Origin of the sequence: Streptomyces noursei, assembly GCF_001646665.1 — a bacterium.
In the GTDB taxonomy this organism is placed as follows: Bacteria; Actinomycetota; Actinomycetes; order Streptomycetales; family Streptomycetaceae; genus Streptomyces; species Streptomyces lavendulocolor.
The window spans coordinates 1-20,052 of record NZ_LWBU01000369.1 but is presented as its reverse complement, the minus strand read 5'-3'; the positions used below and the strand labels follow the sequence as shown (position 1 = coordinate 20,052).

Genomic DNA, 20,052 nt, shown 5'->3' with positions numbered 1-20,052 from the left:
ACAGACGCCCTCAGGATACGTGCGCGGTCCCCCTTCGGGGCCGGTGGTCACCGGACCCTCCCGTCCACCCGGCACCGCGCGTCACCCGCCCCGGGGCCGCGCCCAGGCCCCCGGCGTCACCCTGATAGGTGATCCGCCCATCGATCCACCGGCCGCACGCGCACCGATTGCGGGCCCCCTCCCCGCCCCCGTAGAAGATCACCTACGCAAGTTACCGCCCGGTAGAGAACCGGGCGCCACGGAACGGGGGCGATCTTCATGAGCACCACCGCAACCAGGACGACGCCGGGCCCGGCGGGCCGCAGGGGCGGGCGCGGTCCCGGCGGCGTCCGGCCCGGTGCACCGCGCCCGGCCGCCGGCCCGGCCCCGAGCCGCACGCCGGCCCGCACGGCGACGGCCCGCACCACCCCCACGCGCACCGCCCCGGCCGGGACGGCGACGGCCCGCACCGCCCCGCCCGGCGGCACCACCGCGTCCGTCACCCGGGCGCCGCTCCCGCCGCACATCCTCTTCGCCGAGCGGCTGCTCGCCGTCCTCAGCGGTGAGCGCCCCGTCCACTGGATGCTCGGCCAGACCGTCGGCGAGGCCTACGACCAGCTGATCCGGCTCGCACCCGCCACCCCCCTGCGCGCCCGGGGCGCACGCCCGGTCGTCCGCCGCTGCGGCGGCTTCCCGCTGCGGCCGGGCGTGGTCGAGGCGTTCGCGAGCATCGCGGCGGGCGAGCAGGTCCGCGCGATGGCCTTCCGCCTGGAGCAGGGCACCGACCGCAAGTGGCGCTGCGCCGCCGTGGAGCTCGGCAGCGAGCGCCACTGACCCCGCCCGCGACAACGGGGCCGAGCACGCGACGGTCGTCGCGCACCCGGCCCCGGAAACCACTCCCGCCTGCGGCGAGGGGTCACTTCTTGCGGCGACGCCCGCCCTTCTGGGCCTTGCGGCGCTCCGCACGCGTCAGGCCGTCCGCCTCGGAGCGGGACGATCCGTCACCGTTCTCGAAGTCGCCCTCGATGACACCGCCCTCGCCGTCCACGGTCGGTGCGGAGAAGTGCAGCCGGTCGGGCCGCTGCGGCGCGTCCAGGCCCTTGGCCCGGATCTCCGGACGCCCGGCACCCGCCTGCGCCGGAACGGCGTCCTCCTTGGCCAGGGACGGCCGGGCGGCCGCGTCCTGCACCGGGACTTCCTCGACCTGCTGCTCGACCTGGACCTCCAGGTTGAACAGGTAGCCGACGGACTCCTCCTTGATGCCCTCCATCATGGCGGTGAACATGTCGAAGCCCTCGCGCTGGTACTCGACCAGCGGGTCCTTCTGGGCCATCGCGCGCAGGCCGATGCCCTCCTGGAGGTAGTCCATCTCGTAGAGGTGCTCGCGCCACTTGCGGTCCAGCACCGAGAGCACCACGCGCCGCTCCAGCTCGCGCATGATGTCGGAGCCGAGCTGCTTCTCGCGGGCGTCGTACTGCTCGTGGATGTCCTCCTTGACGGACTCCGCGATGAACTCCGCGGTGATGCCGGCGCGGTCGCCGGCCGCCTCCTCGAGCTCCTCGATGGTGACCTTGCACGGGTAGAGCTGCTTGAACGCGCCCCACAGCCGCTCCAGGTCCCACTCCTCGGCGAAGCCCTCGACGGTCTCGGCCTCGATGTAGGCGTCGATCGTGTCGTCCATGAAGTGGCGGATCTGCTCGTGCAGGTCCTCGCCCTCCAGGACGCGGCGGCGCTCGCCGTAGATGACCTCGCGCTGCCGGTTGAGCACCTCGTCGTACTTCAGGACGTTCTTGCGCGTCTCGAAGTTCTGCTGCTCGACCTGCGACTGCGCGGACGCGATCGCGCGGGTGACCATCTTGTTCTCGATCGGCACGTCGTCGGGGACGTTGGCCATCGCCATGACGCGCTCGACCATCTGCGCCTTGAACAGCCGCATCAGGTCGTCGCCCAGCGACAGGTAGAAGCGGGACTCGCCCGGGTCGCCCTGACGGCCGGAACGGCCGCGCAGCTGGTTGTCGATACGCCGCGACTCGTGGCGCTCGGTGCCCAGGACGTACAGCCCGCCGAGCTCCTTGACCTCCTCCGACTCGGCCTTGACGGCGAGTTCGGCCTTCTCCAGGGCGGCGGGCAGCGCGGCCACCCACTCCTCCTGGTGCTCCACCGGGTCCAGGCCGCGCTGTCGCAGCTCGGCCTCGGCGAGGTCGTCCGGGTTGCCGCCGAGCTTGATGTCGGTACCGCGGCCCGCCATGTTGGTGGCGACGGTGACGGCGCCCTTGCGGCCGGCCTGGGCGACGATCGAGGCCTCACGGTCGTGCTGCTTGGCGTTGAGCACCTCGTGCTGGATGCCGCGCTTGGACAGCTGCTGCGAGAGGTACTCGGACTTCTCGACCGACGTCGTACCGACGAGGATCGGCTGGCCCTTCTTGTGCTTCTCCTCGATGTCGTCGACGACCGCGGCGAATTTGGCGACCTCGGTGCGGTAGATCAGGTCGGACTGGTCCTTGCGGACCATCGGCCTGTTCGTCGGGATCGGGACGACGCCCAGCTTGTAGATCTGGTGGAACTCGGCGGCCTCGGTCATGGCCGTACCGGTCATGCCGGACAGCTTGTCGTAGAGGCGGAAGAAGTTCTGCAGGGTGATCGTGGCGAGGGTCTGGTTCTCGTCCTTGATGTCCACCCCTTCCTTCGCCTCGATCGCCTGGTGCATGCCCTCGTTGTAGCGGCGGCCGGCGAGGATACGGCCGGTGTGCTCGTCGACGATCATGACTTCGCCGTCGATGACGACGTAGTCCTTGTCCTTCTTGAACAGTTCCTTGGCCTTGATGGCGTTGTTCAGGTAACCGACGAGCGGGGTGTTCACCGACTCGTAGAGGTTGTCGATGCCCAGCCAGTCCTCGACCTTGGCGACACCGGCCTCGTGGATGGCGACGGTGCGCTTCTTCTCGTCGACCTCGTAGTCGCCGGTCTCCTCGATGCCCTTGAGCGGGTTGCCGGGCTCGCCCTTCTTGAGGCGGGTGACCAGCTTGGCGAAGTCGCCGTACCACTTGGTGGCCTGGTCCGCCGGACCGGAGATGATCAGCGGCGTACGGGCCTCGTCGACGAGGATGGAGTCGACCTCGTCGACACAGGCGAAGTTGTGGCCGCGCTGGACGAGCTCGTCCTTGGACCACGCCATGTTGTCGCGCAGGTAGTCGAAGCCGAACTCGTTGTTCGTGCCGTACGTGATGTCGCAGTTGTACATCTCGCGGCGCTGCGCCGGCGACATGTTCGCCAGGATGCAGCCGACCGTCAGGCCGAGGAACTTGTGGACCCGGCCCATCATCTCGGAGTCGCGCTCGGCAAGGTAGTCGTTGACCGTGATCAGGTGCACGCCCTTGCCGGACAGCGCGTTGAGGTAGGCCGGGAGCGTGCCGACGAGGGTCTTGCCCTCACCGGTCTTCATCTCGGCGACGTATCCGAGGTGGAGCGCGGCGCCACCCATCAGCTGGACGTCGTAGTGGCGCTGGCCGAGCACACGCTTGGCCGCCTCGCGGACGGTCGCGAACGCTTCGGGCATCAGGTCGTCGAGGCTCTCACCGTCGGCGTACCGCTGCTTGTACTCCTCGGTGAGCGCCCGCAACTCGGCGTCGGAGAGGTTGACGAAGTCCTCTTCGATGGAGTTGACCTGGTCCGCGATGCGGTGCAGTTTGCGCAGGATCTTGCCTTCGCCTGCACGCATGAGCTTGTTGAAGACGGACACTGAGGCTGGTCTCCTTGCCGGTCGGGCCTGGCACTAGGTCTTGTCATGGACACTGGCACGGGCACGGCAGGTGGGCCCCACCGCAACGGCCATCGTAAGCGAGGACGCCACCGCGCCGGGAGGTCCGCGCTCACCTGGGCCGACTGCCGCGCCGACATGCCGCCCGCAAGGAGAACGCGCGGAACGCGCCGAAGGTGCCGCTGAAGTCGAAAAGTGTTCGCCCCGCCCCGCCGCGCGGCCCCAGAATCCCGTCATGGAGCCCGTCGTCCTCACCACCGAACGCCTGCGCCTGGCCGCCTTCACGCCCGCCGACGCGGAGGAGGTGCACGCCGCCTGCCAGGACCCCGCCATCCAGCGCTGGACGTCGGTCCCCTCCCCCTACGAGCGGCGGCACGCGGAGGACTTCGTCGGCCGCCACGTCCCGGAGTCCTGGCGCGACGACACGGAGTACACCTTCGCCGTGCGCCCCCGGGAGGGCGGCCCTCTGCTGGCCGCCGCGAGCCTGCACCACCCGCGCTCGGGGGGCTGGGAGATCGGCTTCTACACGGTCGCCGAGCACCGGGGCCACGGGTACGCCGCGGAGACCGTGCTGGCCCTGGCCCGCTGGGCCTTCACCGGCCTCGGCTGCCCCCGCCTGGAGTGGCGCGCCCAGGCCGGCAACACGGGCTCGCGCGCGGTCGCCGAGAAGGCCGGCTTCGGGTTCGAGGGCACGCTCCGCGCGGGCCTGGAGCACCGCGGGACGGTCCGCGACTGCTGGATCGGCGCCCTGCTCCCCTCCGACCTCGGGCTGCCGTCCCCGATGCCCTACCTCCCGGCCGGGCCGGGGCCGGCCTGACTGTCAGTGCCCCGGACTATCGTGCGGAGCATGACGACCGTGCGGACCATGACGCCCCTGCCGCCTCCGACCGCCGACCTCTCCGCCGACGAGGCCCGTCGTATCGCGCTGCGCGCCCAGGGCCTGCTGGGTGCGCCCGACCGCCGCGCGGGGGTGCGCGGCGTCCTGCGCCATCTCGGCGCCGTCCAGCTGGACACGATCTCGGTGCTGGCCCGCTCCCACGAGCTGGTTCCGTACGCCCGGCTGGGCGCCGTCGGCCGCACCACGGTCGAAGCCGCGTACTGGACGCAGAGCCACGCCTTCGAGTACTGGTCGCACGCGGCGTGCGTCCTGCCGATCGAGGAGTGGCCGCACTTCGCCTTCCGCCGCCGCGCCTACCGCTCGCGCCCGCAGTGGTACCACGACCTGCCCGACGGGGCCTACGACGCGGTGATCAAGCAGCTGCGTGCCGAGGGCCCGCTGACCGCCACGGAGCTGGGCGGCGCCAAGAACGGCGGCGAGTGGTGGGACTGGTCGGAGTCGAAGGTCGCCGTCGAGCGGGCGCTGATGTACGGCGAGGTGGTGTGCACCGAGCGGCGCGGCTGGAAGCGGGTGTACGACCTCGCCGAGCGCGCCGTCCCCGACCACCTGCTGCACGACGAGCTGGACGACACGGAGTGCCTGCGGCGGCTGGTGCGGCTGGCGGGGCAGGCGCTGGGGGTCGGCACCCGCGCGGACATCGCCGACTACCACCGGCTCAGGGGCGAGCAGTTCGACGCCGTCGTCGCCGACTCGGGGCTGGTGCCGGTGCGTGTCCAGGGCTGGGACAAGCCCGCCTGGGCCGATCCCGAGGCCCTGGCGAGCGTGCCGCGCGGCCGTCACCGCACGACGCTGCTGTCGCCGTTCGACTCGCTGATCTGGGAGCGGGCGCGGACGGAGCGGATCTTCGGCTTCACGCACCGCCTGGAGGCGTACGTCCCCAAGCAGAAGCGGATACACGGCTACTTCGCCATGCCGCTGCTCGCCGGCGGGCAGCTGGTGGGCCGGGTGGACCCGGCTCGCGACGGCCGGACCCTGGTGGCCAGGCAGGTGTCGCTGGCCTCGGCGAAGGCCGTGGCGCCGATGGCGCAGGCGCTGCGCGAGGCCGCCGAGTGGGTGGGGTGCGACGCGGTCCGGATCGAGCGGGTGGACCGGCCGGAGCTGGGGGCCGCGCTGTCGTCCGCCCTGACCCGCCTGGGCTGAGCCCGGCTCGCCCGGGCTGAGCCCCGGCCCGGCCGGGCGCGGCGGCCTCACCTGATCTCGAGGATCTTCTCCCGCATCGCGTAGACGACCGCTTCCATCCTGGAGTGCAGCTGGAGCTTCTCCAGGATATTGCGGACGTGGTTCTTCACCGTGTTCTCGGAGATGAACAGCTCCTTGGCGATGTCCCGGTTGTTCATCCCGGTGGCGACCAGCTTCAGGACCTCCAGCTCCCGGTCGGTCAGCCGGGGCGCCGGGACGAGCCGGCGCTCGTCGGTGCGCTGGATCATCGACTTGAACTCGGTGAGGAGCTTCGACGCCATGGAGGGGCTGATCTGCGACTGCCCGTCGGCGACCGCCCGGATGGCGGTGGCGACCTCGTCGGTGGAGATCTCCTTGAGGAGGTAGCCGGTGGCGCCCGCCTTGATCGCGTCGTAGAGGTCCGCCTCCTCGTCGCTGATCGTCAGCATGATGATCTTTGCGCTGGGGGCCACCTCCTTGATGGAGGTGCAAGCCTCGATGCCGCCGCGCTTGGGCATCCGGACGTCCATCAGGACGATGTCGGGCAGCAGGTCGGCGGCCTTGTCGACGGCTTCAGCGCCGTCGCCCGCCTCGCCGACCACCTGGATGTCCTCCTCCTGGGCGAGGACGATCTCCAGGCCCCGTCGGAAGAGCGCGTGGTCGTCGACCACGAGGACCCGGATGGGCTCCTTGCGGGACGCCTCGGCGTCCGCGTCGCTGCCGGCCCCGCTCCCGCATCCCGGTCCGCCCGCCGGGGCGCCGGAGCCGCCCGGGTGGTGCACCGGGCCGAAGCTGTCCGCCATCGTTCCTCCCCCTGCAGGCCTGCCTGGCGTTCCTGTGCGGTACGCCAACCCCGGCCTTCGGAGCAGCGGTTGGCGTGCCCCGTCATGATTTCATGCTCGGACGGTGAAACGGTGATCCTCCGGTCGCACGGTGGTGCCCCTGGGGGCGCACAGGGCGCTCCAGGGGCACCACCGGGGTGCTTCAGCAGTCATCAACCGCCGAGCGCGCCCCCCGCACCGCCTGCCTCGGAGCCGGCCAACGGGTCGCTCTCCAGGTGGATGACGCCGTAGTCGTAGGCGTGCCGGCGGTAGACGACGCTGGGCTGCTTGGTCTCGGAGTCGACGAACAGGTAGAAGTCGTGCCCCACCAGCTCCATCTCGTAGAGAGCCTGGTCGAGGGACATCGGGGCGGCCGTGTGGGTCTTCTCGCGGACCACCAGGGGACCTTCGCCCCGCACCTCGAGCGGACCCATCCGCGTGGTGGGGACGGTGTCGCGCTCCTCCACCGCCACGGAGCCGTTGCCGTTGAGGTGGGCCACGCCGGGGACGGCGTCGGCGACCTCGGCGGCCGAGAGCCGGCCGTTGCCACGGCGGGTGTGACGCTTGTCGTGCTGCTTGCGCAGTCGTGCTTCGAGCTTGCCCGTCGCGAGGTCAAGGGCTGCGTAGGGGTCGCCTGCCGCCGCCTCCGCCCGGATCACCGGTCCCCGGGAGTGGAGGGTGATTTCCACACGGTCGGACCGGTCCGCCTGCCGCGGGTTGTGTTCCTTGGACACCTCGACGTCGAGGCTGATCACCTTGGCGTCGAGCTTCTGGATCTTCTCCAGCTTCAGCTTCTCGGCCACGTGCTTGCGGAACCGCTCGGGCACCTCGGTTTTGCGGCCTTTGACGACGATGTCCACGCAGAACTCCGTTCCCGGATCGCTTCAACCGGCCCCCGGCCGGCGAGCATCTCCCTTTTGCACCAGACCCCGGTGACTACCGGAGCCTCGGACTTGGCGACTCGACCTCCTACTCCCCCGTCGGCAAGATCCCCACCCCACCACCTCGATGTCCTGACCGTGCCCGGAATCCGGCCGGAAACACAGCAGTGCATTCGGTGAAGCGCGGCTTTCGCCATTCCTCACACCCGAACATAGCTCGCTGGAGCGGATGTCGGCACCCGCTATCCGCACGAACCTCCGATCAGGTGTTTTCGCTCCCTCAGTAGCTACAACGTTGCACGTTCCCCGTCAGTTCCGGATTATTTCGAACGAGACCGGAGGCGCGGCGACAACCGCGGCACTCACCCGTACGAGTCCCCCGATCCGGGGCAGGCAACCGGCACCCAGTGCCCTCGCCGCCTCGACCAGCGAAGCGCCGGTGGTCATGAGATCGTCGACCAGGACGGGCCTGCCGCCCTCCAGCAGGCGCCCGCCGGCGGGCGCCACCTCCAGCGCGCCGGCCAGGTTCGCCAGCCGCTCCCGCGCGCCCAGACCGGTCTGGTCGGCCACCGGGCGCCGCTGCCGCAGCACCGGCAGGGCACGCGCCGCCGTCCCCGTCCGCCGCAGCTCGGCCGCCGCGGCGAGCGCGATCCGCCGCCCGGCGTCGTGCCCACGTGCCCGCACGACGCGCCGCGCGGAGGGCACCGGCACCAGGAGCAGGGGGAGGCCCCGCGAGCCGCCGGAGGCCGCCACAGACGCCCTCACGGCCCCCGCCAGGGCGACGCCCAGCGGCCGGGCGAGTCCCAGGGCCCCGCGCTCCTTGTGCCCGAGCAGGACCGCCCGTACGGCGTCCGCGTACGGCGCGGCGGCGCACACCACCGGCAGCCCCGCCGGCTCGGGCACCGGACGCACCCGCCGCCCACCGTCCCCGCACAGCGCACGCCCGCACTCCCGGCACAGCGCCGCGCCCGGCCGCCCGCAGCCTCCGCAGGCCACCGGCAGCACCAACCCGGCCATCTCCCGCCACCACCAGCGCATGGCCCACTGTCCCAACCGCGGCCCCCGCCTTCCACCCCTGTGGAAAACCGGGCCGCCCGCGTCGGCGGTCCCGCGGCAGGGGTGTCAGCCGGGATAGACCGGGAAGGTGCCCTTCTCGACCATCGGCTGCCAGTTGGCGCCCGCGTACAGCCGCACGATCCCGTCGTCGGACGAGGCGGCGACCAGCGGCGCGCGCTCGTTGTTCGACGCCGCGACGACCTTCACCTGGTTCAGGCCGGGAATCGCCGCCGCCGAGGTCGAACCGTCCGTCTGGATGTAGCGCACCTGCTGCACCCCGCCGGCCAGCTTGCCCAGCACCACCAGCCGGCTCTGCCCGGCCCAGGACACCGACGTCACCGACTCCATCCGGGGCGCGATGGCCTGCGGGTCCACGACCTGCACCGTCTGCTTGGCGCCGGTCCCCCGGCGCTCGACCCGGCCGATGTGCAGCGTCGTCCTGTCGCCCTCCTTGAGCAGCAGCGCCATGCGCACCCCGTCCTCGGAGACCCGCAGCGCCTCGATCCGCATCCCCTCGGCGAGCCAGGGAGCCGCCACCTGCACGGGCTCCTCCGAACCGTCGGGCAGGAACAGCAGCCGCGGATCCGCCGGGTCGCGGTCGGCGACCCACAGACCGCCGCGGCCGTCCCAGCTCGGGGCGGACAACCGGTCGTCCGGCCGCGCACCCCTGCTGCGCACCACCGGCGGCGGGAGCTCACCCGCCCCGTCGGACACCACCGACGCCACCCGCAGGTGCTGGTCGTCGTCCGACACCACGGCCGCCCGCCGCTCGTCGCGGTCGACGGCGACCTTGGAGGCCTTGACCGACCCGTTCCCGAACGGCCCCGGCACCGTCGACGGCTTGCCCACGTTCTCCGCACCGGCCTCCAGCTTCGCCAGCCGGCCGGACGCGTCGATGAAATACGAGTTCGCCGCCCGAAGGCCACCGGACGGATCGGGCCGGTAGTTCTCCTTCTGGCTCTCCCCCATCAGGCAGAGCGTGCCGCCGTCCTCGCGCTGCAACTCCACCTGTTCCACCCTGGTGGACGCCAAATCCCCCAAGGTGAACAGCAATTGGGCAGCCATCCGGCGGCATGTGCCGAAACCTATATTGTCGGCCTTTTCATTGAGCGGCACCTTGAGCTTGTTCTGGTCGTCCGGAGTCAGGGACGTGACACCGTCCTTCAGGGCCACACCGGTGGGAAAACTGGAATCCACCGCCGGTTCCAGCCAGTTCGTCGGCCCTTCCAGCAGTGCCTTCACCGTCTGCGCGACGGGATCCATCCGGGTGACCGGGTCCTGCCGCTGTCGGATGTAGACCGGGTCGGCGACGACCCAGTGCCGGCCGGAGGCGAAGTAGTACTTGTTGACCGCACGGTAGTTGCGCTGGAAGTCCGACTCACCGAGCAGCAGCCCCGACGGCAGGTTGTCGATCCGCCACTCCTTGCCCTTGCCGTCCGGGCCGGGCGCCTGCACCAGCTGGATCGCCCCGGAGTACTTGGTCGTCTTCACCGGCCGGTAGGCGTGGCGGCCGTCCACCGTCGCGACCTTGCTGCCGTGCAGGGAGTAGACGCGGCGGTCCTGCGACTCGCGGATGCCGCTGGGCTCCGGCCGGCTGACCGGTGCGGCCGTCAGCACCGTGGTGCCCTCCTCGGGCTTCCACTCCCTGGCCGCCTTCCTGGTCAGGTACGTCCGGGCCGTCGCGAAGCCCGGGTCGTCACCGGTCATCGCCTCCAGGAACCCGTTGACGACCTCGTCCGGCTCCGCGTTCTCCCGCGGCGTCACCGGATACACCCGCACCTGCGAGTCCCCCGGGACGGACGCCTTCACCTGGGAGACGTCCCCGGAGTCGGGCATCGAACCGCACCCGGCCAGCAGCACCCCGCATGCGAGCAGCACGGTCACCCGCGCCGCACGCCCCCGGCCGTGACGACGCTCAGCGCCCACGCCTCGTCCCCTCCCGCTTCGCTTCCTGCGTCGTGGACGAGCCGTCCCCGGCCGTCCGCTCACCGGCCCCGCGCGACACCACCCGCGCACCGTTGCCGGGCAGGGCCGTCGGGTCGGCGGCCACCTGCGCGGCCTGCCGCGGCGGCAGCGCCGTACGCGCCGACACGGGCAGCCCGCGGCTCGCCGGGCTTCCCGCCTGCCCCGGTACCGTCGGCAGCCGGCCGGCGCCCTGGGACGCCTCCTCGGCGGCCGCCCGCTCACGATTGCGCCGCGAGTCCTCCGGCTCCAGCGGTATGGGCGACCCGCGCAGCGGCTCGTCCGCCGTACGCGGCAGCGTCAGCCGGAACTGCGAACCGCCTCCCGGCTCGCCCCACGCCTGCAGCCACCCGCCGTGCAGCCGCGCGTCCTCCACGGCGATCGACAGCCCCAGCCCCGTACCGCCCGTGGTGCGCGCCCGTGCCGGGTCCGCCCGCCAGAAGCGGTTGAACACCCGCGTGGCCTCGCCCGGCTTCAGACCGACTCCGTAGTCGCGCACCGCGACGGCCACCGCGCCGCCCGCGGCGGCCATCCGCACCACCACGTCCCGGCCCTCGCCGTACTCCACGGCGTTGACGACCAGGTTCCGCAGCACCCGCTCGACGCGCCGCGCGTCGGCCTCCGCGACGACCGGCTGCTCGTCACCCACGACGAGGATCCGCCCGCCCTTGCGCTCGGCCAGCGGCTCGGCCCCGCCGATCACCCTGCGGACGACCTCCCGCAGGTCTATCGGCTCCGCCTCCAGCGCGGCGGCGCCCGCGTCGAAGCGGCTGATCTCCAGCAGATCCGCCAGCAGCGACTCGAACCGGTCCAGCTGGTCCCCCAGCAGCTCCGCGGAACGCGCCGTCACCGGATCGAAGTCCTCCCGCGCCTCGTAGATGACGTCGGCCGCCATCCGCACGGTGGTCAGCGGCGTACGCAGCTCGTGCGAGACGTCCGACACGAACCGCCGCTGCATCCGCGACAGCTCCTCCAGCTGCTGGATCTTGAGCTGGAGGTTCTGCGCCATCTTGTTGAAGGCCTCACCGAGCCGGGCGATGTCGTCCTCGCCGGTGACCTTCATCCGCTCCTGGAGCCGGCCCGCGGACAGCCGCTCGGCGATCCCGGCGGCCATCCGCACCGGAGTCACGACCTGCCGCACCACCAGCCAGGCGATCGCGCCCAGCAGCACCACCACGAACAGCCCGGCCGTCGCGAGGGTCGTCTTCACCAGCGCGAGGGAGTCCTCCTCCTGGGTCAGCGGGAAGAGGTAGTACAGCTCGTACGAGTTGCCGTCGATGTCGTTGAGGCGCTTGCCGATCACCAGCCCGGCCTCGGACGGCTTGCCGTCCGAGTAGTTGATCCGGGTGTACGTCTGGAAGGCCCCCGGCCCCTGCGCGACGGACTCCCGCAGCTTCACCGGGATGCTCCGCGCCGGCTCCACGCCACCGGAGGCCCGCGCACCGCGGCTGGGCGCCGTGCCCTCCGTGTCGGAGCTGAGAGCCACCACGTTGAAGGCGCCCTGGCCACCGCTCGCCAGCTGCACGACCAGGTCGGACCGCCAGTTCAGCGACGCCCGCCCGGTCCCGCCGTCCGGGCCACCGGGGCCCGGCTGCTCGTCGGCCTGGCCCTGGGCGGCCGAGAAGCCACCCGACGCCTGGCTCTGGGCGGCCCGCTCCTTGGCGTCCAGCAGACCGTTGCGCATCTGCCCGATCACCACGAAACCGAGCAGCAGCACCACACCGAGCGACATCAGCAGCGTGCCGGCGACCACCCGCAACTGGATGTTCCGCCGCCACAGCCGCAACGCCGGCAGCAGCGGCCGGCGCACCCAGCGCGCCAGGAGCCGGAGCACCGGCCCACCCGGTGCCCCGTCCTGGAACAGACGTCCCGGCCGCCAAGGCTGACGCCCCGGCCCGGCAGCCCGCCCCGCACGGACTCCCGGGTTCCCGGGCTTCGGAGCAGCACTGCCGCGGGACATGTCAGCTCGGTCCGGCCTTGTAGCCGACGCCACGCACGGTGACGACGATCTCCGGCCGCTCCGGGTCCTTCTCGACCTTGGAGCGAAGCCGCTGCACATGGACGTTCACCAGCCGCGTGTCCGCGGCATGGCGGTAGCCCCACACCTGCTCCAGCAGCACCTCACGGGTGAACACCTGCCACGGCTTGCGGGCGAGCGCGACCAGCAAGTCGAACTCGAGCGGCGTGAGCGCGATCGACTGCCCGTCCCGCTTCACCGAGTGCCCCGCCACGTCGATGACCAGGTCACCGATGGTGAGCTGCTCCGGCGCGGGCTCCTCCGACCTCCGCAGCCGCGCCCGGATCCGGGCGACCAGCTCCTTCGGCTTGAACGGTTTGACGATGTAGTCGTCGGCGCCGGACTCCAGCCCCACCACCACATCGACGGTGTCGCTCTTGGCGGTGAGCATCACGATCGGCACGCCGGACTCGGCCCGGATGAGCCGGCACACCTCGATGCCGTCCCTGCCGGGCAGCATGAGGTCCAGCAGCACCAGGTCCGGCTTGGCCTCGCGAAAAGCGGCAAGCGCCTTGTCGCCGTCCGCTACGAACGACGGCTCGAAACCCTCACCACGCAGCACAATCCCGAGCATCTCGGCCAGTGCGGTGTCGTCGTCGACGACTAGGACGCGTCCCTTCATAATCGACATCATCCCATTAGCTAATCGTTACCTGGCGTGACCTGGCACACAGCTCGGCGATTCCGGCCCCCGTGACCGGGGAAACCACCCCCAGTTCCGTGACGATCGCCGTCACCAGTTCCGGGGGCGTGACATCGAATGCGGGGTTGTACGCCTGCGTCCCCAGGGGCGCCACCGGCAGCCCGCCACCGGCGCCCGGCCCCACCCCCGAGGCCACCACCTGCGGCGCCGCAGTGAGCTCCGTCACCTCCTGCCCCGGACGCTGCTCCACCTCGATCGACGCACCGTCCGGCGTCCGCGGATCGATCGTGGTCACGGGCGCCACCACGATGAACGGCACATGGTGGTACCTGGCCAGCACCGCCAGCGGATAACTGCCGATCTTGTTGGCCACCGATCCGTCGGCGGCGATCCGGTCCGCGCCGATCAGCACGGCGTCCACCTCCCCGGCCGCGAACAGCGAACCCGCCGCGTTGTCCGTGAGCAGCGTGTACGCCATGCCGCTGCGGGCCGCCTCGTACGCCGTCAGCCGCGCCCCCTGGAGCAGCGGCCGTGTCTCGTCCACCCACAGCCGGCGGAGCCTGCCCGCCCGGTGCGCCTCCAGCGCCACGGCGAACGCGGTCCCCTCGCCGCCCGAGACCAGCGCCCCGGTGTTGCAGTGGGTGAGTATCCGGTGGCCACCGCCCGGCAGCAGCTCGTCCAGCAGCGCCAGGCCGTGCCCCGCCATCAGCGCACTGGCTTCGGCGTCCTCCCGGTGCAGGTCCCTCGCCTCCGCGAGCGCCGCCCGAGCCGCGCCCTCCCGGTCCTCGCCCTTCTCGAGCGCCACCCGGTACGCACCGGCCGCCCGCCGCACCCCGTACGCCAGGTTCACCGCGGTGGGCCGCGCCCCCGCCAGCAGCCCCGCCGCCTCGTCCACGTCGTAGCCCCGCACGGCGGCCAGCGCCACACCGTAGGCACCGGCGAGGCCCAGCAGCGGCGCTCCGCGCACGGCGAGCGTCTGGATCGCCCTGACCAGCGCGGGCACATCCGTGCAGACCAGCTCGACCTCCTCGGCCGGCAGCCGCGTCTGGTCCAGGAGCACCACCACGGGGCCTTCCGGCGGCTCTTCCCAGCGCAGGGAGGGCAGCATGGACGATTCGGAGCCGACGGGGGTTCGTGCGTACTGATCAGCCATCCGCCCAGTCTGCCCGCTGGGCCTCCGACAATGAAGGTGCCGGGGAGATCCGGCCCCGGGCCCGGGCGCCGACGGCGCGTGGCACCATGGCTGCCAACCTGCCGCCCCACCGAGCGGCCCGGCACCGTGACCGAGCCGGCTCGACGAGTCGGCACCGCGACGAACGCACGAGGTGGACGACCGTGAACGACACTCCGGGCTGGGCCTCGCCCGGATCCTCGCCCTCCGACGGCCAGGGCGCCGGCGTCCCACGGCCCGCCGAGCCGGCCGACGCCCCCGGCACGCCCCCCAAGTGGTCCCCGAACCAGCCGCCGGCGGCCCAGTGGTCCCCGCCGACCGCTCCCGGACCGCATGGCCCCGTCCCGCCGAGCGCCCCCGCCCCCGGCTGGGGCGGCGACCGGCACCAGGGCGGCTGGGGCAGGCCGCCGGCCGCCAAGCCCGGGGTCATCCCGCTGCGCCCCCTCGGCGTCGGCGAGATCCTCGACGGCGCCGTCTCCACGCTGCGCGCGCACTGGCGGACCGTGCTGGGCATCACGCTCACCGTCTCCGTCATCACGCAGATCGGCGACATCCTCGTCCAGCGCTACCTCGTGCCGGCGCCCCCGCAGCTCAGCGCGGACCCCACTCCGGAGGAGGCCCTGCGGCAGTCCGTCGAGTCCCTGCGGACGAGTCTGATCTCCCTGGGCCCCACGACGGCCCTCACCCTCATCGGAACGTTCGTCACCACCGCCCTGCTGACCATCGTGATCAGCCGGGCCGTACTGGGCCGCCCGGTGAAGCTCTCCGACGCGTGGCGCGAGGCCAGGCCCAGGCTGCCCCAGCTCCTCGGCCTGACGCTCCTGCTGCCGGTCATGAGCGCCGCCATCATGGCCGCCGGTCTGCTGCCCGGCCTGCTCCTCGACAGCTCGCCCGCGGACGCACTGCTGACCGCCCTGGGCGGAATCGTCGCGTTCGTCGTCATCATCTGGCTCCTGGTCCGGTTCAGCCTCTCCTACTCCGCACTGATGCTGGAGCGGCAGGGTGTGATCGCCTCCCTCAAGCGCTCGGCGAAGCTCGTCCAGGGCTCCTGGTGGCGGATCTTCGGCGTCCTGGCGCTCACCATGCTGCTGATGTTCATCATCTCGATGATCGTCGCGGTCCCCTTCACCATCATCGCGTTCGCGGTGGACGGCGACGGGCTCAGCGGCCTCCTCAGCAGCACGGCCCCCGAGTTCGGCTGGGCGTTCCTCATCGTCACCGGAATCGGTGCGGTCATCGCGGCCTCGATCACCTACCCGATCTCCTCGGGCGTCTCGGTCCTCCTCTACATCGACCAGCGCATCCGGCGCGAGGCCCTCGACCTCGAACTGGCCCGCGCCGCCGGCGTCCCCGGATACGGTTCCTCCCCGCCCGGTGACTCCGCCTCCAGGAGCTGATGCGGTGCCGACCACGGGGGGCATGACGACGGCGTGGCCGGCGGTCCGCGCGACCGCCGACGTGCCGGTGGACGTTCCCCGCGTCCCCGCCCGTGAGGCGGCGGAGCGGGAACTGTCCGAACCGAAGTACCACGAGAACGACCCCAACCTGATCGAGCGTGCGCTCGACGCCTTCTGGGACCGCATCGGCAGGCTCCTCGACTCCGCGTCGAACGCCGCTCCAGGGGGCGTCCTCGGTCTCGTCGTGATCGCCCTTGTCGTCCTGGCCCTTGTCGGCGCCCTGTGGTGGCGCCTCGGCACGCCCCGGCGACAGGTCATCACCTCCGACTCGCTCTTCGGCGACCGCGCCCGCAGCGCTGCCGAACACCGCACCACGGCCGAGGACCACGCCCGGGCCGGCCGCTGGAACGAAGCCGTCCAGGAACGGATGCGAGCCATCGTGCGCTCCCTGGAGGAACGCACCCTCCTCGAACCCCGTCCCGGCCGTACCGCCGACGAAGCGGCGGCCGAGGCGGCCCGTCCCCTGCCCGCCCAGGCGGACGAACTCCGCGCCGCCGCCCGCACCTTCGACGACGTCACATACGGTGGCCGCACCGCCGACCAGCGCGCGTACCAGCGTCTCGTGGACGTGGACACCGCACTGGAGCGGGCCAGGCCCGACCTGAGCGAGGCCACCCGGGGAGCGGCCGGATGACCGCCTCCCCCACCTCCACCTCTCCGACCGCCCGCCACATCTGGACCCGTGCGAGAGGGCTGCTGTTCGCCCTGGCCCTCCTCATCGTGGCCGGAATCGTGATGGCCCTCGTGCGCTCCGACGCCCGGCACGGGCACCTCGACCCGCGCTCCGCCGATCCCCGGGGCAGCCTCGCCGTCGCCGAACTGCTCGCTCAGCGCGGCGTCACCACCCGCGTGGTCACCACGCTCGACCAGGCGACCACCGCGTCGGGCCCGGACACCACCCTTCTCGTCACCACCCCCGATCTGCTCACGGACCACCAGCAGAGGATCCTGCGCGGCGACATGGACACCGCGGGCGGCCGCACCGTGCTGGTCTCCGCCGGAGCCCCTTCCGTCGGCACCCTGGCCCCCGGGGTGGTCCCGCGCACCTCCGCCCCGGTCTCCGCGCTCTCCCCCGAATGCTCCCTGCCGGCCGCCGCCCGCGCCGGCAGCGTCGACCTCGGCGGTGAGCGCTACACGACCGACCTTCCGGGCAGCGACGCGTGTTACCCCCGTGACGGCCTGGCCACCCTCCTGCGGATCGACGGCCCCGCCGACAGCGACACAGTTCTCCTCGGCTCTCCCGACATCCTCCACAACGAGCGTCTGGACAAACAGGGCAACGCCTCGCTCGCCCTGCAACTCCTCGGTTCCCGGCCCCATCTCGTCTGGTACCTCCCTTCTCTCCAGGACCCGTCCGCCACCAGCGGCACCGGTGACGGCGGCGACCGCGAGGAAGCCACCGAGCGGGGCTTCCTCCAACTGATCCCGTCCGGCTGGCTGTGGGGCACTCTCCAACTCGCCCTCGCCGCCGTGCTCGCCGCCGTCTGGCGCGCCCGACGACTCGGGCCGCTCGTCACCGAGCAGCTGCCCGTGACCATCCGTGCCTCCGAGACGACCGAGGGCCGCGCCCGCCTCTACCGCCGTGCGAACGCCCGCGACCGAGCCGCCACCGTTCTCCGCACCGCCACCCGCACCCGGCTCGCTCCCCTCCTGGGCGTCCCCCTGACGGAGGCCCACTCCCCCGACGCCCTGCTGCCCACACTCTCCGCCCGTCTCGCAGCGGGGGATGCGGGCCACAGGGATCTCCTGTTCGGCGGGGCACCTGCCGACGACGCCGCTCTCACCCTGCTCGCCGACCGACTCGACGCCCTCGAAAGAGAGGTACGCACCTCATGAGCGCCCCGACCCCCGAGACCGCTGACACCTCGGACAGCGCCCGCTCCTCCCTGGAGGCCCTGCGCACCGAGATCGCGAAGGCCGTGGTCGGGCAGGACCCCGCCGTCACCGGGCTCGTCGTCGCCCTCCTCTGCCGAGGCCATGTCCTCCTGGAGGGCGTCCCCGGCGTCGCCAAGACGCTCCTCGTCCGCGCGCTCGCCGCCTCACTCGAACTGGACACCAAGCGCGTCCAGTTCACCCCCGACCTGATGCCGAGCGACATCACCGGTTCCCTCGTCTACGACGCCCGGACCGCCGAGTTCTCCTTCCAGCCCGGCCCGGTGTTCACCAACCTCCTGCTGGCCGACGAGATCAACCGCACACCCCCCAAGACCCAGTCGTCCCTCCTGGAGGCGATGGAGGAACGCCAGGTCACCGTCGACGGCACACCCCGCCTCCTTCCCGAGCCCTTCCTGGTCGCCGCCACGCAGAACCCCGTCGAATACGAAGGCACCTATCCCCTGCCCGAAGCCCAACTGGACAGGTTTCTGCTGAAGCTGACGGTTCCTCTGCCCTCCCGCCAGGACGAGATCGACGTGCTGACCCGTCATGCCGAAGGCTTCAACCCCCGGGACCTGGAAGCCGCCGGCGTGCGCCCGGTCGCCGGGCCCGCCGATCTCGAAGCCGCCCGCATGGCCGTCGCGAAGACTTCGGTCTCCGCCGACATCGCCGGCTACGTCGTCGATATCTGCCGTGCCACCCGTGAATCCCCCTCGCTCAGCCTCGGCGTCTCCCCGCGAGGAGCCACCGCTCTGCTCGCCACCGCCCGCGCATGGGCCTGGCTCACCGGCCGCGACTACGTCATCCCGGACGATGTGAAGGCCCTCGCACTGCCAACCCTCCGCCACCGCGTCCAGCTGCGCCCCGAGGCGGAGATGGAAGGAGTCACCCCCGACTCCGTCATCACCGCGATCCTCGCACACGTCCCCGTCCCCCGGTGAGGCGGTGAACCATGGCCCTCACCGGACGAAGCGCGCTCCTCGCCGCCATCGGCGCCCTCCCGGTCGGCATCCTCGCCCCCAGCTGGACCGGGATGCTGGCCGTCAACGCGCCCCTTTCACTCGCAATTCTGTGCGACTACGCTCTCGCCGCGCCAGTGCGAACGCTCCGGTTCACCCGAAGCGGTGACACAACCGTTCGACTGGGTGACAGCGCCGAGGTCCACCTCGCCGTCACCAACCCGTCCCGCCGACGACTGCGCGCCCGGCTCCGCGACGCCTGGCCGCCCAGCAGCTGGCTCCCGGGCAGCGAGCAGGCCGCCTCGCGCCACGACCTGACCGTTCCGGCAGGCGAACGCCGGCGGGTCACCACCGTTCTGCGGCCCACGCGCCGCGGTGACCGGCACTCGGCCCGCGTCACCGTCCGCTCCTACGGCCCGCTCGGTCTCGCCGCCCGGCAGGGCAACCACGACGTCCCCTGGACGGTCCGCGTCCTGCCCCCCTTCACCAGCCGCAAGCACCTGCCGTCCAGACTGGCACGCCTCCGCGAGCTCGACGGCCGCACCAGCGTCCTCGTCCGCGGCCAGGGCACGGAGTTCGACAGCCTGCGGGAGTACGTCCCCGGCGACGACACCAGATCCATCGACTGGCGGGCCACCGCCCGCCACGCCACCGTCGCCGTCCGCACCTGGCGTCCCGAGCGTGACCGGCACATCCTCGTCGTCCTCGACACCGGCCGCACGTCCGCCGGCCGGGTCGGTGACGTACCCCGTCTCGACGCGTCCATGGACGCCGCACTGCTCCTCACGGCACTCGTTTCCCGAGCCGGCGACCGCGTGGATCTCCTCGCCTACGACCGCCGCATCCGCGCCCTCGTCCAGGGCCGCTCGGCGAAGGACCTCCTGCCCGCCGTCGCGGATGCCCTCGCTCCCCTGGAGCCGGAGCTGGTGGAAACCGACGCACGTGGCCTGAGCGCGGCGGCCCTGACCCACGCCCCGCGAGGCTCCCTGATCGTCCTCCTGACGACCCTGGAAGCCGCGCCCATCGAGGAAGGCCTGCTCCCGGTTCTCCCCCAGCTCACCAAGCGCCATACCGTCCTGGTCGCCTCCGTCTCGGATCCCCGCACGGACGCGATGACACGCGCACGCGGCACCGCCGAAGCGGTCTACGAAGCCGCCGCAGGCACTCAGACCCAAGCCCAGCGCCGCCGTACCGGCGAACAGTTGCAGCGCCAGGGAGTGACCGTGGTGGACGCGAACCCGGAGAACCTCGCCCCAGCCCTCGCCGATGCCTACCTCGCTCTCAAGGCAGCCGGCCGCCTCTGATTTCCCCTCCGTCCTGCAAGCCGACCCATCAGAAAGGCGTTCTGGAACGGGTCCTGAACGCAAAAATGCCTCAGTCCCCGGACACAAGATCCGGGGACTGAGGCTAAAAATTGT

The 20,052-nt window shown here is 72.0% G+C and carries 16 protein-coding genes; 8 read left to right on the top strand and 8 right to left on the bottom strand.

Annotated elements, in window-relative coordinates:
- The first annotated feature begins 258 nt into the window (after positions 1–258).
- Positions 259–813, top strand: coding sequence for an Rv3235 family protein (locus A4V12_RS40040; RefSeq protein WP_423563164.1), 555 nt, complete (start codon positions 259–261; stop codon positions 811–813).
- A gap of 82 nt (positions 814–895) precedes the next feature.
- Here A4V12_RS40040 and secA read toward each other — a convergent pair whose 3' ends face one another.
- A complete protein-coding gene (gene secA, locus A4V12_RS27435) occupies positions 896–3,718 on the bottom strand; it encodes a preprotein translocase subunit SecA (protein WP_064072128.1) in 2,823 nt (940 codons plus the stop codon).
- A gap of 253 nt (positions 3,719–3,971) precedes the next feature.
- Between secA and A4V12_RS37165 the strand changes: the two genes are divergently transcribed.
- Both A4V12_RS37165 and A4V12_RS35685 read left to right on the top strand, forming a co-directional pair.
- Positions 3,972–4,553: a GNAT family N-acetyltransferase gene (locus A4V12_RS37165; protein ID WP_064072127.1), complete on the top strand. Its 582-nt coding sequence runs from the start codon at positions 3,972–3,974 to the stop codon at positions 4,551–4,553.
- Positions 4,554–4,601: 48 nt separating this feature from the next.
- The gene (locus A4V12_RS35685) at positions 4,602–5,774 is read left to right on the top strand and encodes a winged helix-turn-helix domain-containing protein (RefSeq protein WP_064072216.1); all 1,173 of its coding nucleotides are present in this window, start codon (positions 4,602–4,604) and stop codon (positions 5,772–5,774) included.
- A gap of 47 nt (positions 5,775–5,821) precedes the next feature.
- Here A4V12_RS35685 and A4V12_RS27420 read toward each other — a convergent pair whose 3' ends face one another.
- The 7 genes from A4V12_RS27420 to mtnA all read right to left on the bottom strand — a co-directional run bounded on the left by A4V12_RS27420 (position 5,822) and on the right by mtnA (position 14,325).
- Entirely contained in the window at positions 5,822–6,595 is a 774-nt protein-coding gene (locus A4V12_RS27420) for a response regulator (protein WP_064072126.1), read from the bottom strand.
- Positions 6,596–6,786: 191 nt separating this feature from the next.
- Entirely contained in the window at positions 6,787–7,473 is a 687-nt protein-coding gene (gene hpf, locus A4V12_RS27415) for a ribosome hibernation-promoting factor, HPF/YfiA family (RefSeq protein ID WP_064072125.1), read from the bottom strand.
- Between the two features lie 330 nt (positions 7,474–7,803).
- A complete protein-coding gene (locus A4V12_RS27410) occupies positions 7,804–8,532 on the bottom strand; it encodes a ComF family protein (RefSeq protein WP_079137387.1) in 729 nt (242 codons plus the stop codon).
- Between the two features lie 84 nt (positions 8,533–8,616).
- Complete coding sequence (locus A4V12_RS27405) at positions 8,617–10,476, bottom strand: LpqB family beta-propeller domain-containing protein (RefSeq protein ID WP_064072124.1); 1,860 nt, start codon at positions 10,474–10,476, stop codon at positions 8,617–8,619.
- A complete protein-coding gene (gene mtrB / locus A4V12_RS27400; RefSeq protein WP_079137386.1) occupies positions 10,466–12,472 on the bottom strand; it encodes an MtrAB system histidine kinase MtrB in 2,007 nt (668 codons plus the stop codon). The genes A4V12_RS27405 and mtrB overlap by 11 nt, the downstream gene beginning before the upstream one ends.
- A gap of 1 nt (position 12,473) precedes the next feature.
- Positions 12,474–13,163 carry a two-component system response regulator MtrA gene (gene mtrA / locus A4V12_RS27395; protein WP_187740742.1) on the bottom strand — a complete coding sequence of 230 codons (690 nt, stop codon included), beginning with the start codon at positions 13,161–13,163 and terminating at the stop codon, positions 12,474–12,476.
- Positions 13,164–13,167: 4 nt separating this feature from the next.
- A complete protein-coding gene (mtnA, locus tag A4V12_RS27390) occupies positions 13,168–14,325 on the bottom strand; it encodes an S-methyl-5-thioribose-1-phosphate isomerase (protein WP_064072122.1) in 1,158 nt (385 codons plus the stop codon).
- Positions 14,326–14,507: 182 nt separating this feature from the next.
- Between mtnA and A4V12_RS27385 the strand changes: the two genes are divergently transcribed.
- From A4V12_RS27385 to A4V12_RS27365, 5 genes are read left to right on the top strand one after another with little or no spacing between them, the layout of a single operon-like run.
- A complete protein-coding gene (locus A4V12_RS27385) occupies positions 14,508–15,740 on the top strand; it encodes a DUF7544 domain-containing protein (protein ID WP_064072121.1) in 1,233 nt (410 codons plus the stop codon).
- Positions 15,741–15,762: 22 nt separating this feature from the next.
- Positions 15,763–16,434 (top strand): DUF4129 domain-containing protein, encoded by a 672-nt coding sequence (locus A4V12_RS27380; protein WP_064072120.1) that lies wholly within the window; start codon positions 15,763–15,765, stop codon positions 16,432–16,434.
- On the top strand, positions 16,431–17,636 hold the full coding sequence (locus tag A4V12_RS27375) for a DUF4350 domain-containing protein (protein ID WP_064072119.1): 1,206 nt from the start codon (positions 16,431–16,433) through the stop codon (positions 17,634–17,636). The genes A4V12_RS27380 and A4V12_RS27375 overlap by 4 nt, the downstream gene beginning before the upstream one ends.
- On the top strand, positions 17,633–18,616 hold the full coding sequence (locus A4V12_RS27370; RefSeq protein WP_064072118.1) for an AAA family ATPase: 984 nt from the start codon (positions 17,633–17,635) through the stop codon (positions 18,614–18,616). The genes A4V12_RS27375 and A4V12_RS27370 overlap by 4 nt, the downstream gene beginning before the upstream one ends.
- An 11-nt stretch (positions 18,617–18,627) precedes the next feature.
- A complete protein-coding gene (locus A4V12_RS27365) occupies positions 18,628–19,938 on the top strand; it encodes a DUF58 domain-containing protein (RefSeq protein WP_064072117.1) in 1,311 nt (436 codons plus the stop codon).
- The last annotated feature ends 114 nt before the right edge of the window (positions 19,939–20,052 follow it).